The sequence below is a fragment of the Sphingobacterium sp. NPDC055346 genome (assembly GCF_053645235.1).
The window spans coordinates 324,809-339,099 of record NZ_JBSHMI010000002.1; the positions used below are offsets into that span (position 1 = coordinate 324,809).

The window sequence follows — 14,291 nt, forward strand, 5'->3', positions numbered from 1 at the left end:
CTAATTAATAGAAACATCAAACAATTATAAATGGAACTTAAGATTACGAATTTAACGAAGACATATAACAACGGTGTTAAAGCACTAGATCATGTTAATTTAGAGATTGGAGCCGGTATGTTTGGGCTATTAGGACCCAATGGAGCCGGTAAATCTTCGCTAATGCGTACCATCGCGACCCTTCAGAGCCCTGATAGCGGGAGCATACAATTCGGAGATATAGATGTACTAAAAGACAACAATGCCTTGAGGCGCATCCTTGGTTACCTTCCACAGGAGTTTGGAGTCTATCCCAACCTGTCAGCTGAAGATTTACTGAACTATTTCGCTGAATTGAAAGGTATCAGCAATAAACAGGACCGTAAGAAGATCGTGTCCAACGCCTTAGAAATCACAAATCTTTATGATTTCAGGACCAAAAGCGTAAGCGGTTATTCAGGAGGTATGAAGCAACGATTCGGAATTGCCCAAATGTTGCTCAACGACCCTAAATTAATCATTGTCGATGAACCTACAGCCGGATTGGACCCAGCAGAAAGACATCGCTTCCTGAATGTCCTGAGAGAGATAGGTGCCCAACATACGGTCATTTTTTCAACGCATATCGTCGATGATGTCCGAGAGCTTTGCCATGAACTTGCAATTATGAACGGAGGTAAGGTCCTATTTCGTGGAAGTACGCAAGCAGGAACCGATAGCTTAGTTGGAAAGGTCTGGAAAAAGAAAATAGATCGCGCTGATTTTGAGAAAGAAAACTCCATCTACAATGTGATCTCTTCCAATTACAACCAAGATAACAGCTTAAATATCCGTGTACATGCTGAGCAGCTGCCACATGAATCTTTTTGCCCAGCGACGCCAATCCTTGAAGATGTATATTTCGTAACCCTAAAGAGTGACAAGGTAAATGTTTAAGACCATCTTTCTCTTCGAGATCAAGCGTTGGTTGAAGCAACCAGTGTTCTATATTTATTGCGCTATTTATTTTGGTCTAGCTTTCTTAACCACTATTTCCAATTTAGGAGCATTTGACGCGGTGACGAGTACAACCTCTACACCCGTATACATAAATTCTCCGATCAATATAGCAGCCTTTTTCAATAGTTTTTCCACCCTGATCTACTTCTTGTTGCCTACGATAATCGGTGCTTCCGTTTATCGGGATTATCTGTACAATGTACATACCTTATTGTTTTCCTATCCTCTGGAAAAGCTGAATTATCTTTCGGCAAAATTCCTGAGTTCCTTTGTCGTCGTGACCCTTATTGCCATAGTCTGTGCAATAGGCTATTATGCAGGACAGTTTTATCCAGGAATTAATGCGGAGTTACTAGGTCCCAATGAACCAACTGCCTATTTCTATGGGTTTTTGATTACGATTCTTCCCAATTTTATGCTCTTTGGAAGCATTATTTTTGCCTTAGTTACCTTTAGCCGAAATATATATGTGGGTTTTGTCTTCGTCCTGATTTTGTTCCTGTTGCAAGCCCTATTTGATGCCGCAGTTAAAAATGTGGACAACCGGTATCTGGTAGCTTTGTTAGACCCATTCGGTTTTGAACCTATTCTATACTACAGCCGCTATTGGAGTGTAGATGAACAGAACCATAATTTATTACCGATTTCGGGCGTTTTGATCTACAACAGGTTGATCTGGTTGGGTATTTCACTTTTGTTTTTTGGATTGGTGTACTTTAAGTTCAGCTTCTCTCAGCTCGGTATTTCCTTTAAGAAATCCAAAGATTCTGCAAGGATGACTAAAGATAACTTTGGAAGCATCTTAAAAATTGCACTACCAACAGTAAAAAAAGACTATAGCTTCTTTGCTAACCTCAAGTTGAGCTGGAACCTATCCAATGCCGATTTTAAATTCCTGATCAAGAACTGGACATTTATCATCCTACTCTGCATAGCCTTTTTGTTTGTTTTGATCGTGATTTCAGTTTCCGGCGAATTGTTTGGAACCCATACCTATCCGGTAACCTGGCAAGTCCTCGTCGCCATGGGGAGCATCTATACCTTCTTTTTGAATATCATGATCTTCCTATTTGCTGGTATGCTGATACAAAGGTCTAGACAGACCAATATGTTTCTTTTGATTGAAGCCACTGCAGTTCCTAACTGGGTGCTATTACTTTCAAAAGCATTGGCCATGTTAAAATTAGTGTACTTGGTCCTATTAGTTTGTTTGATCAATGGTGTTGTATATCAGGCCTATAAAGGTTTCTATAACTTCGAGCTAGGTCATTATGCCTATGAATTGTTCATTCTGTATCCTTTAAAGTTCCTTTTCCTGATCTTATTGTCCTTATTCATCCATAATTTCTTCAAGAATTATTTTATCGGATTTATTGTTTGCTTGATTTTGTTCTTTGCCATTCCGCTATTGACCAAGATTGGAATCGAACAAGCTATATTCAAACCAGGGGAGGGACCCTCGTTCCGATATTCGGACATGAATGGATATGCCGATATCCGCCATTTTATCTATTATCGAATTTATTGGATCCTTTTTGGACTGGGACTATTCGGCTTGACCTTGCTGTTCTGGAGACGTGGAATTGTTTCCAATCTTAAAGAGAAAATCAGTCTTTTCTTTAAGCGATCCAAACCCGCATTGATCATTCCTATGCTGCTCGCTTTTGCTGGCTTTATTGGCTTAGGCTATGCCATCTACGTAGAAAATAATATAAAACAGCCTCGTTACAGTGTTCTTGAAAGAGAGCTGCAGGTAGTCGATTATGAAAAGAAATACAAAAAGTATGAGGATAGGGCGATTCCTAGATTGACTGATGTATATGTTCTTTTAGATTTAGATCCTAAAAACAGAAGTTTTAAAGCAGAGGCCTCTTTCACCTATTTAAATAAAACTACGGAGCCTATAGATACCATCTTCATGAATAAAAGCGATGCTAACCACATCGAAATTATATTTGAACAGGATGCCAAGTTGTTCTTAAGAGACAGTGCTTTGGCAGTTGATATCTATACCTTAGCAAAACCCTTAAACCCAGGTGATACCTTGCGGATTGATTATAACGTTAAGAATAAGGAGAACGGTTTCTTGTTTGATCGTTCCCCTGTAATGGAAAATGGGACATTCCTGAACAATATGATGTTTCCAACCCTAAGTTATTCTAATGCTGCGGAGCTTTCCGATAATCGGGTCCGTAAGAAATATGGCCTTCCTGATAAAAACAGAATGGCAGACCCTAGAGATTCGAGCAAACTAGGAAACAACTATATTTCCAATGATGCAGATTGGATCAATTATGAATCCATTGTGAGCACGAACATGGATCAGATTGCCATTGCTCCTGGTTATTTGCAAAAAGAATGGAAGAGCGGAGATAAACGGTATTTCCATTATAAAATGAATACGCCAATCTTGAATTTCTATTCTTTCATGTCAGCTCGCTATGAAACCAAAAAAGAAAAGCATAATGGAGTGGATTTAGAGATCTATTACCATAAGGGGCATGAGTATAACCTTGATAGGATGATGGCATCCATGAAGAAGTCTTTGGATTATTATGAATCCAATTATGAACCTTATCAATTCGATCAAATGCGTGTCATTGAGTTTCCAGTTGCCATGGGGACCTTTGCGCAGGCTTTTGCCAATACGGTACCATTTTCCGAAGGTATTGGCTTCATTGCCAAAGTGGATGAAGATGATCCAGATGCAGTAGATTATCCATATTCGGTGATAGCCCATGAGTTTGCCCATCAATGGTGGGCCCATCAAGTGATCGGTGCCAATACCCAAGGGACAACCATGATGTCTGAGTCGTTAGCAGAATACAGCTCGCTGAAAGTCTTAGAACATACCTATGGGAAAGAACAGATGTTCAGGTTCCTGAAAGATGCATTAGACCAATACCTATTGGGCAGATCTCAAGAAATGATTCGTGAAAATCCGCTCATGTTCAATGAAAACCAAGGCTATATCCATTATAACAAAGGTTCTTTGGTGATGTATGCGATGAGCGATTATCTGGGAGAAAAGAAGTTCAACGAATTCCTTAAAAGCTATAACAATAAAGTAAAATTCCAGAACCCTCCATATACCACCTCCATTGAGTTTGTAAATATGCTTAGACCTGTAGTTCCCGATTCCTTGCAATATTTGATCAAAGATATGTTTGAAACCGTAACAATCTACGACAATGAGGTCAAGGACGCCAAGGTCAAAAAACTGGCAAACGGAAAATATGAAGTAGAAATTAATTTTCAGGTTTCCAAATATAGAACTGATCCTTTAGGTAAAAAGAGCTATGAGGATACGAAAGGAACCGCATTAGCCCACAAGAATGGCAAGAAAACAATTCAATCCTTGCCTTTGAAAGATTATGTGGAAGTAGCTGTGTTAGGAGAACCTGTAGAAAAGAATGGGTATAAAGTAGATAATATACTATACCTGAAAAAAGTAAAGATCGATAAGATCAATAATAATATTAAGATTACTGTAGATAAAAAGCCTGTAGAGGTTGGAGTCGATCCGAATTACAAGTTATTGGATACCGATTTCGGGAATAACCGAAAAGAGGTTTAATGAATAAGCCGTTCAACTGAATTGAGCGGCTTTTTATTGCCGCAAATATCCATTTAAGCCTTATCTTTACCGTCTAAACAGTAGTAGGAAATTATGAATATTCAGGACCTTATTATTAAGGATAAAGACCTTGTATTACTTGATGATGTTTTCTTGAGTGGAGAAAACCGTTCAAAGATCGATCAACTTATTAAAGAGCATCGCTATTTTGAAGAGTTAAATGAGTACGGTCTACCAGTCAGTAATAAAGTCCTCTTGTTTGGTCATTCAGGTTGCGGTAAAACTACCACCGCCAAGGCCATAGCAAACAGCCTTGGAAAACCACTGATTATCCTGAACCTGAGTAATGTGATCAACTCCAGGATAGGAGAAACCTCCCAAAATGTAAAGCAGGTATTTGATCGTGCAGCACGAGATAAAGCCGTATTGTTTTTGGATGAATTTGACCAATTGGGTAAGGCGAGGGGTGACGATGATAATGATGTTGGGGAAATGCGTCGCTTGGTCAATTCCATTATCCAGCAGATTGACTATTTACCAGCAGATGTATTGCTGATCTGTGCAACCAACCATGTAAACATTATCGATACGGCCTTGATCAGAAGGTTCCAGATCAGGATTCAATATGAAATGCCGGATCAAACAGCACTTGATGAATATTATGATGCCTTATTGGCGAGATTTCCTGATGAGCTACATCCTAAATCCAGGCGCTATGGAATATCTTTTGCAGAAGCAAAAGATAGCTTATATGCCATCGTAAAATCCAATCTGATCAAGAAATTGGACATGAAAGGCAGGATGTTGTAATAGTATGGTCTAAGGATTATGCCGTCTGAACCTGTGGTTTTTCCTTCCTGAAGATAATGAACATGAAAGCCACAATACCCATCAAGAATGGATAATACAAATATTGCATCACATCAATCGGGGAAAGTAATGCTCTTCCTTCTTCAGAAAGAACCACATTTGCCGCAGCCATTGCCGCAAGGATCTGCGCTCCATAAGGAACTAAACCTTGGATAAAACAGGAAATCGTATCCAATATACTGGCAACTCGACTTCCTTCCAGACCATTTTCATCTGAGATATCCTTTGCAATTGGTCCTACGATTACAATGGTGATCGTGTTATTAGCAATAGCTAGGTTGACCAAACTAACCAAAAAAGCGATGCTTAGCTCCGCCCTTTTCTTGGAATTAATGCGTTTGGTTACCGTATTCAATAGATAATCTATTCCACCATTTAACCTGATGATACCAACTACACCACCGATGATCAAACAAAGGATACTTAATTCAAACATGCCCGCAAAACCATCATTAATGGATTTTAAAACCGTCAGGAAATCAATGGAACCAGTGCTTAAGCCAATGATTGCAGCACTTAAAATACCGATTCCTAAGGTCCATATCACGTTTAGCCCAGATAAAGCGAGGATAAAGACCAAGACATATGGAAGGATTTTGATCAGTTCAAAATCCCCTACATTCATATTTGAGCTATCATGTAGCATTTGGTTGCCTTGGAATGCATAGATGATCATTACGATAATAGCAACCGGCAGCACCATTTTAAAATTCACTTTAAATTTTTCTTTCATCCCGACGCCCTGCGTTCTGGTGGCTGCAATGGTGGTATCGGAGATAAAGGAAAGGTTATCTCCAAACATGGAGCCTCCGATTACCGCTGCCAAGGCAATAGGCATGATCCCACTGATATTTTCATCCAAACCAACTGCAATAGGTGCAAGGGCTACAATAGTCCCAACAGATGTACCTAATGAGGTGGATATAAAACAGGAAACTAAAAAGAGACCTGATATGACATATTGTGCAGGGATATAGGTTAAGGCAAAGTTGATGGTGGAGGAGATGGCACCTATATTTTTGGATACTTCGCCGAATGCCCCAGCAAGTAGGAAAATCAAGATCATGATCAAGATGTTCTCATTTCCGGCTCCTTGCGCAAAATGTGCTAATTTTTCATTAAAAGCTCTTTTAGGAAATTGAAAAAAGGCGACGAAAAGACAAAGTACAAAGACTACTAAAACAGGTAAGGCATAGAAATCACCTAATATAAATGATCCTGCGAAGTAAATCACGACAAACAAGATGAGTGGTAACAAGGCCCAAATATTGCCTTTAGTCATAAGCTTAGATTAAATGAAAAAATTTCCCAAAATTAGCATATTATTCAGACAATCAAACCTTTCATGGATAGAGATTCCCTTATGAAGCTATATTTGGACATATTTTTAGCCATATAAACTGATTTTCAAAGCCTTGATGCTTTGCTAATAGGAAATAATGTGTAACTTTAGTTACAATCACCAGAATAAACATAAAACAATTGAAATGAAAAGAACCCCATTGACAACTTTAATTCTGTTGTTATTAGTGGCATTCGTTTTAGTGTTTGCTACTACCTGCTTCGGGATTCATTAACAAAAAAGCGAGATTTGATAACGCCATCAAATCTCGCTTTTTTGTTCATATCACTGGTATTTTAATCCTCTTTGTTTTCCCAGAAATCCGCATTTTTTATTCCGATAGCCTTAGGATCAAAAGAAGGATCTTCAATTCCTTGTTTTCTTTTGATTTTATAGTCTTTCCAAACCTTCATGGCGGGTTTGCTCAATAATAAAATGGCAATAATGTTGGTCCAGGCCATTAAACCTACGCCGATATCACCGATTGCCCATGCTGTATCAGCTGTTCTAACTGTTCCAAAATAAACGGTACTTAAAAAAACAATCTTAAATATCCAACCGAGGATTTTTCTTGTTTTCTCACTTTTTACGAGATAAGCTACGTTGGTATCTGCATAATAGAAATAGGCCATAATCGTTGTAAACGCAAAGAAGAAGAGCGCAATAGCGACGAATCCATTTCCAAATCCAGGGAAATGATGGGATACGGCGGCTTGGGTAAATCCATTATAATCTACATTGGGTAAGTTTTCCACGAGTAGTGTGGTCGGTTGCCCTGCAGCATCCACATTTGTTACATTGTACATTCCTGTAAATAAGATCATCAAAGCAGTTGCAGTACAGACAAATAAGGTGTCCACATATACAGAAAATGCCTGAACCAAACCTTGTTGAGCAGGATGGGATACATCGGCCGCTGCTGCTGCGTGAGGAGCAGTACCTTGTCCAGCTTCGTTGGAGTAGATTCCGCGCTTAACCCCCCAAGCGATAGCCATACCGATTATACCTCCAAAAGTCGCATCTAAACTAAAAGCACTTTTAAAGATAAGTCCAAATACTTCAGGTATTTGTTGGAAGTTAATTCCAATGATAATTAAGGTCATTAAGATATATCCACCTGCCATAAATGGAACAACAAACTCCGCTACAGAACCCAGACGTTTTACTCCTCCGAAAATAATGAGGACCAATAATCCTACAATAGCAATTCCTGTGTAGGCAGGAGGGATTTGATAAGCGTTGAAAGCTGAGGAAGCGATTGCATTACTTTGCACACCGGGAAGCAGTAAACCAGCACTTACAATGGTTAGAATAGCAAATATTGCTGCGTACCATTTAACCCCTAGTCCTTTTTCGATATAGAAAGCAGGACCGCCTCTAAATTCATTGCCTTCTTTCTGTTTGTACAATTGACCTAAAGTCGCTTCTACGAAAGCTGAGGCTGAACCTAAAAAGGCAATGACCCACATCCAGAATACTGCACCAGGGCCACCATAGAATATTGCAGTTGCTACGCCAATGATATTTCCAGTTCCGACACGACCAGAAATTGCCAAGGCAAAGGCCTGAAAGGATGAGATGCCTTCATCTGATTTCTTCTTGGCGAAGAGCAACCTTAGCATGTCTTTTAAATAAGTAACTTGAAGGAATCCTGTACGAATGGAGAAGTAAAGCCCTGTGCATAAGCACAAATAAATTAAAACTTCACTCCATACTAGATTGGAGATCGAGGAGATAATATTATCCATTAATTTGGTTTAAATAGTTATTAGCCATTAATTATTGTGTAAAGTAAAGGTTTTTTTAGAAAATCTCACAAATTAATTATTTGAAGATTTTCGGAAGAATTCTTCCGCAGTACCTGAGGTTAATAGCTTGTCATTTGACGAAAATTTTCAAATTCCCTTGGAATTATGGATTTCAAGCTAGAATATTGTCTAATTATTACACGACTATTATTTGCTCCAAAATATGATGTTAAGGTTAAATTCCATATTCATTCTGTTTTCCGGAATTATTTTCCTGAATTCCTGCGCTTCAGTCAAAAACATTGAAATTAGAGATCTACTGCACCATAGCAATTGCAATCAGCAAAATGTGTATGAATATGAGGTAGATAGCCTTCCTATTCCTCTCCATGAACAGAACGTATCCCCATTGTTGGCGAATAAATTGACTTTCAGTAGCCTAAATATGGCTAATGCCATAGGTATTCTAAAGACCGTTTCTAAATATGCTGAGCTAAAACAAAATCCTAAACCTGAGGATCTCAGCTATAGACTGGAACTATTGGAACTGAAACAGGCTATCGATCAAAAGATCAACAGCTCTTCACTTGAAATTTCAGCCATTTCTTCTGAAATGGACTGTGAGGAGGAGCGGACCAGCCAAGTGGCCAATTACCTCGAAGGAAAGATCCAAGGAAAAGAGTCCAAACTGACTGTTGCCGCCATCGTAGTCGGTGCCTTGGGTGCGATCTTGACCGAAGGTGTGGTCAAGGATGAGGGGGCTAGCCATGTCGTTGGTATCTCAACGGGTGTTGCTGAGGCCACCTTTGGGGTGATGATGTTGTTGAATGATGAAAAGACAGATTTTTTCCATAAAAGAAATGCCTTGAGGGATGTGTGGTTTGGAGCAGCAACCTCGAAAAACTTTCCCGCTGCAGTTTGGTATTATTTAAATTACGCCAGTCCTGAAAATGGGATCAAGACTTCACTAAGAGAACAGATTGTTCAGAAATGGAGTAGTTTCGGGCAAATTACCAAATCATCTGAAAAAGAAATGTTGGAACTCTATTTTGGAGAAGGGGGAGAGTATACAAGCGAACAGTTGGAAAACAGAGCAGATATGTATGATCAGTTGGAGTCGAATATCAATTTGATGAAACAGGATTTAAAAGCCCTCTCTGCTGAATTGGAAAGACTATAAAAAAATGCCATGCTTAATAAAACATGGCATTTTTTCGATAAATCTAAAAATTATTGATTTGCTGGTTTCAATTCTAGTTCATAGAATTTAGGGTCATATTTCATCATTGCCCCAGTTGCAGCATCGATGGCCCAACCTACCATGCCCAGTAGGTTCAAAATGGAAACTGTATTAAAAGTAGTTTCAGGATTGAACTGGTACTTTTCATAGCCGTCCTTGGTTAACGTAATGACTGGACCATTAAATCCTTTCTTCAAGGAAACAGTGGCAGGAGTGACACCTCGATCTACCCCGTCCACTTGGATTTTAGCACCACTGGGATAAGATTTGATCAAGACATCTTGCTTGGTCCCCGTAAAAATAGTTCCGCATGAGCTTGTGAATAAAACAATAGATGCTAAGGCAATTAAAAATACTGCTTTCATGTTAAAATAATTAATAATTGTTAAAGTATATCGTATTGACTACATCTGGTTTGAAAGGTTTAAAGGGTGTTTATTAAATATTTTTAAGAAAATTAACCTACTGTTTTGTAATGTTCATGAAACAAAATGAAACTAAGATTATTTCTAGAAAATTGTGCAGAATCAAGGGATAAAAAGGACAGCTTACTACCTTCCCAAACTCAATAAATAACTGTATCTTTGCGACATGATTAACGTTTCGAATTTATCTCTTCGTTATGGCAAACGTGTCCTATTCGAAGATGTCAACTTAAAGTTCACTCCTGGAAACTGTTACGGTATTATTGGAGCGAATGGTGCCGGAAAATCGACTTTTTTAAAAATCATCTCTGGAGAAGTAGATCCTACTTCTGGATCAGTAGCCTTCACTCCGGGGGAGAGGATGTCTGTATTAAATCAGAACCACTACGCATTTGATGAGTTCTCTGTTATCGAAACGGTAATGATGGGTAACCAAGAGCTATATAAGGTGATGAAAGAAAAGGATGAAATCTACATGAAAGAAGATTTCTCCGATGCTGATGGTGAAAGAGCTGGTGAATTGGAAAGCCTTTTTGCTGAGATGGATGGTTGGAATGCTGAAAGTAATGCAGCGACCCTTCTGAGCAACCTTGGAATTAAAGAAGAACTTCACTATAAATTAGTTAAGGAGTTGGATGGTAATGAAAAAGTTCGTGTCCTTTTGGCACAGGCTTTATTTGGTAATCCAGATATCTTAATCCTGGATGAGCCTACCAACGACTTGGATATTAATACCATCGCTTGGTTAGAGGACTTCCTTGCTAGCTATGAAGCGATCGTATTGGTTGTTTCCCACGACCGTCACTTCTTAGATGCTGTCTGTACCCATATCGTCGATATCGACTTTGGTAAGATGACTATCTACTCCGGTAACTATACGTTCTGGTATGAGTCGTCGCAATTGGCATTGAAACAACGTGCTGACCAAAACAAGAAAATGGAAGATAAGGTGAAGGAATTACAGGAATTTATCCGTCGCTTCTCGGCCAATGCTTCTAAATCCAAACAGGCGACTTCCCGTAAGAAAGCTTTGGACAAGATCAATATTGAGGATATCAAACCATCAAACAGAAAGTATCCTGCGATTATGTTCAATATGATGGACAGAGATCCAGGGGATCAAATCCTGACGGTTGAAAACTTAGGCAAGACCGTAAATGGCGAAGTATATTTCAAGAATATCAGCTTTATGGTCAATAAAGGTGATAAGATCGCTGTATTAGCAGAGAATAACTTGATCACTTCTGCATTCTATGATGTTCTTTCTGGACGTGATAAGGATTATGTTGGTGAATTTAAATGGGGTGTAACCATTACTCCTGCAGATATGCCAATCGATAATGCTGAATTCTTCGAAGGGAAAACAGATAACTTGGTAGACTGGTTGAGAGATTATACCACTAAACCTGATGCAGATGAGCAGTTTATCCGTGGTTTCTTGGGTAAGATGCTTTTCTCAGGAGAAGAAGTACTTAAGAAGTGTTCTGTGCTTTCTGGAGGTGAAAAAATGCGCTGTATGTTCTCTAGAATGATGCTTCAAGGGGCAAACTTCTTGATTTTCGATGAACCAACCAACCACTTGGACCTGGAATCGATTACTGCATTGAACAACGGTATCAATGATTTCAAAGGATCGGTTCTGTTTACATCACGAGATCACGAGTTGACACAAACTGTTGCTAACCGTATCATTGAACTTACGCCAAATGGCATTATTGATAAGTTGATGACTTACGATGAATACATTAATTCTGAAGCTGTAAAAGCTCAAAGAGAAGAAATGTACCGATAAATATTTTTTTTTTAGGGACTGAAGAAATTCAGTCCCTTTTTATTTGTTGAGCAGGCCTGTCTTAAAAACGATTCCCTAAAACTTTGTATCTTGCTTCAATAAAGGGGAGCATTCATTAGCCTTGGTGAAAAATTCAAAGTTTTCCTAGGCGTTTTTGTTCCCATTTCATCAACATCTTTTTTGTAGCCAAAATTCTTGCCCCCCATGTTATACTGAAGATTTATTTAGACCTTATTCGAGACACATTCCGAAAATTCGCTAAATGTTTAAGGTGAATCTGCATTTATACTGTAGAAATATTTGAACGGTTCCCGAATATGTCTCGAATGAATCCTGAATAAGGTCGGGATAAATTGCCCTTTAGAATTCTTGTATTTGTGGGCATGGATTCGCCAATCCCGCTTGGATTTTTATGGGTAAAAATATTCATCTAGGAAAAATAATTGATCAATACGTATCAAAAATTTTATCCATTGATACTTGGAATAGGCGATAGAATTGCTATATTTAGTGTTGCTAAATAGTATAAGCAAGAATATGCTATCATTTAAACCGAATTTAAATCAAGATCACAAAAGTTTATGAGTGTTTTTCAAATTAATGAAAACCCTGAGGTTTTTGATGCCATTGTAGTGGGGTCAGGAGCTGGCGGCGGTATGGCTGGATATATTTTGGCAAATGCAGGGCTAAAAGTCCTGATGCTTGAAGCGGGGCCATTTTTTGATCCTGCAAAGGATGCATTGCAAATGCGCTGGCCATGGGAGTCTCCACGACGTGGGGCAGGTGTCACAAGGCCTTTTGGTGATTTTGATGCGGCTTATGGCGGTTGGCAATTAGAAGGAGAGCCTTATAGCAAAGTGGCAGGAACAGAATTTGAATGGTTCCGTGCAAGGATGTTAGGTGGAAGAACTAATCACTGGGGAAGGATTTCCTTACGTATGGGACCGGATGACTTCCAACCTACAGATGGCCTTACCGATGCCTGGCCTATTACTTATGATGAGGTTAAACCTTATTACGACCGTGTAGACCGTATGATCGGTATTTATGGTACGGTAGAAGGTATACATAATGAACCGGATGGGATCTTTATGAAACCACCTAAGCCAAGATTGAATGAATTGTTCATTCATAAAGGTGCTAAAAAAGCCGGTGTTCCTGTTATTCCTGGTCGTGGTGCGGTTTTAACAGAGGCGTCACCAGAAATTAAGGGTAGGGGAACCTGTTTCTATTGTGGGCAATGTGGTCGATCATGTAAGGTATACGGGGATTTCTCCTCTTCTTCATGTTTGGTTATTCCCGCAATGAAGACCGGTAATTTGAAAGTGATTGACAATGCCATGGTTCGTGAGGTGTTGACCAATGACGAAGGATTGGCAATAGGAGTGTCATACGTGAACACTACAGACCTTCAGGAGTATTCCGTAAAAGGTAAGAAAGTGATCCTTGGTGCAAGTGCCTGTGAAAGTGCCAGACTCTTGTTGAATTCAAAATCTAAGGCGCATCCAGGTGGAATTGGAAACAGCAGTGGACTTGTTGGGAAATATTTACATGACTCTACGGGGGCAAGTTTAGGCGGATTTATCCCTGAACTTTTGGATAGAAAACGCTATAACGAAGATGGTACCGGAAGTGTGCATATCTATTCTCCTTGGTGGGAAGACAATAAGAAATTGAATTTCCCTAGAGGTTATCATATTGAGTATGGTGGCGGTTTACATATGCCATCCTACGGATTTATGAACTGGGTACCTAATGTAAACGGAATGGTTCCAGGAGCAGATGGTGCTAAAAAAGATATGGGAGGTTATGGCGCAGGGTTGAAAAACGATTACCGTCGTTTCTACGGGGCAAACGTGGGAATGGCAGGTCGGGGTACAGCTTTGGCGAGGAAAGACAACTATTGTGAAATTGATCCAAGCAAGGTCGATAAGTTTGGTATTCCAGTTTTGCGGTTCCATTATAAATGGGCCAATGAGGAAATTGCACAGGCGAAGCATATGCAAGATACTTTCCAATCGATCATGCATGAGATGGGAGCAATCATTACCTCCAATATTCCAGGTGCTGATACCTTATATGGTCTAGAGGCTCCAGGAAAGATCATCCATGAAGGCGGAACAACCAGAATGGGGAATGACCCTAAGTCTTCAGTTTTGAATAAATGGGGGCAGGCGCATGACTGTAAGAATGTATATGTGGTGGATGCTGGACCATTTGTTCAACAGGGCGATAAAAACTTGACTTGGACCATCTTGGCCTTGTCGATGCGTACAGCAGAATATATTTTAGAAGAAAACAAAAAATTAGCATAACCCA

Annotated in this window: 9 protein-coding genes; 6 read left to right on the forward strand and 3 right to left on the reverse strand. The window is 39.4% G+C overall.

All coding sequences use genetic code 11. The annotated features are described in order from the left end of the window. Positions 1–30 precede the first annotated feature (30 nt). The 3 genes from ACWICE_RS05700 to ACWICE_RS05710 all read left to right on the forward strand — a co-directional run bounded on the left by ACWICE_RS05700 (position 31) and on the right by ACWICE_RS05710 (position 5,365). A complete protein-coding gene (locus ACWICE_RS05700) occupies positions 31–915 on the forward strand; it encodes an ABC transporter ATP-binding protein (protein WP_313258197.1) in 885 nt (294 codons plus the stop codon). Beyond that, positions 908–4,555, forward strand: a complete 3,648-nt coding sequence (locus tag ACWICE_RS05705) for an ABC transporter permease/M1 family aminopeptidase (RefSeq protein WP_454297839.1) — start codon at positions 908–910, stop codon at positions 4,553–4,555. The genes ACWICE_RS05700 and ACWICE_RS05705 overlap by 8 nt, the downstream gene beginning before the upstream one ends. 93 nt (positions 4,556–4,648) lie before the next feature. Then, on the forward strand, positions 4,649–5,365 hold the full coding sequence (locus tag ACWICE_RS05710; RefSeq protein ID WP_313258192.1) for an AAA family ATPase: 717 nt from the start codon (positions 4,649–4,651) through the stop codon (positions 5,363–5,365). Between the two features lie 16 nt (positions 5,366–5,381). Here the strand turns inward: ACWICE_RS05710 and ACWICE_RS05715 are convergent, their stop codons facing one another. Next, positions 5,382–6,707, reverse strand: coding sequence for a Na+/H+ antiporter NhaC family protein (locus tag ACWICE_RS05715; protein WP_185211865.1), 1,326 nt, complete (start codon positions 6,705–6,707; stop codon positions 5,382–5,384). Positions 6,708–7,063: 356 nt separating this feature from the next. Beyond that, a complete protein-coding gene (locus ACWICE_RS05720; protein WP_454297840.1) occupies positions 7,064–8,515 on the reverse strand; it encodes an alanine/glycine:cation symporter family protein in 1,452 nt (483 codons plus the stop codon). Between the two features lie 223 nt (positions 8,516–8,738). Here ACWICE_RS05720 and ACWICE_RS05725 point away from each other — a divergent pair, with 223 nt between their 5' ends. Beyond that, a complete protein-coding gene (locus ACWICE_RS05725) occupies positions 8,739–9,695 on the forward strand; it encodes a hypothetical protein (RefSeq protein WP_313258186.1) in 957 nt (318 codons plus the stop codon). A 50-nt stretch (positions 9,696–9,745) separates the two neighbouring features. Here ACWICE_RS05725 and ACWICE_RS05730 read toward each other — a convergent pair whose 3' ends face one another. Next, positions 9,746–10,120: a PEGA domain-containing protein gene (locus tag ACWICE_RS05730; RefSeq protein ID WP_185211868.1), complete on the reverse strand. Its 375-nt coding sequence runs from the start codon at positions 10,118–10,120 to the stop codon at positions 9,746–9,748. A gap of 226 nt (positions 10,121–10,346) precedes the next feature. Between ACWICE_RS05730 and ACWICE_RS05735 the strand changes: the two genes are divergently transcribed. Both ACWICE_RS05735 and ACWICE_RS05740 read left to right on the forward strand, forming a co-directional pair. Continuing rightward, positions 10,347–11,972, forward strand: a complete 1,626-nt coding sequence (locus tag ACWICE_RS05735) for an ABC-F family ATP-binding cassette domain-containing protein (protein WP_185211869.1) — start codon at positions 10,347–10,349, stop codon at positions 11,970–11,972. 581 nt (positions 11,973–12,553) lie between these two features. Continuing rightward, a complete protein-coding gene (locus ACWICE_RS05740; RefSeq protein WP_454297841.1) occupies positions 12,554–14,287 on the forward strand; it encodes a GMC family oxidoreductase in 1,734 nt (577 codons plus the stop codon). Positions 14,288–14,291 lie beyond the last annotated feature (4 nt).

What these genes read in the sequence shown, in the direction of transcription:
- ACWICE_RS05725 (WP_313258186.1), top strand. Translation starts at nt 8,739, where the DNA reads ATGATGTTAAGGTTAAATTCCATATTCATTCTGTTTTCCGGAATTATT.
- ACWICE_RS05720 (WP_454297840.1), bottom strand. Translation starts at nt 8,515, where the DNA reads ATGGATAATATTATCTCCTCGATCTCCAATCTAGTATGGAGTGAAGTT.
- ACWICE_RS05730 (WP_185211868.1), bottom strand. Translation starts at nt 10,120, where the DNA reads ATGAAAGCAGTATTTTTAATTGCCTTAGCATCTATTGTTTTATTCACA.
- ACWICE_RS05740 (WP_454297841.1), top strand. Translation starts at nt 12,554, where the DNA reads ATGAGTGTTTTTCAAATTAATGAAAACCCTGAGGTTTTTGATGCCATT.
- ACWICE_RS05710 (WP_313258192.1), top strand. Translation starts at nt 4,649, where the DNA reads ATGAATATTCAGGACCTTATTATTAAGGATAAAGACCTTGTATTACTT.
- ACWICE_RS05700 (WP_313258197.1), top strand. Translation starts at nt 31, where the DNA reads ATGGAACTTAAGATTACGAATTTAACGAAGACATATAACAACGGTGTT.
- ACWICE_RS05735 (WP_185211869.1), top strand. Translation starts at nt 10,347, where the DNA reads ATGATTAACGTTTCGAATTTATCTCTTCGTTATGGCAAACGTGTCCTA.
- ACWICE_RS05705 (WP_454297839.1), top strand. Translation starts at nt 908, where the DNA reads ATGTTTAAGACCATCTTTCTCTTCGAGATCAAGCGTTGGTTGAAGCAA.
- ACWICE_RS05715 (WP_185211865.1), bottom strand. Translation starts at nt 6,707, where the DNA reads ATGACTAAAGGCAATATTTGGGCCTTGTTACCACTCATCTTGTTTGTC.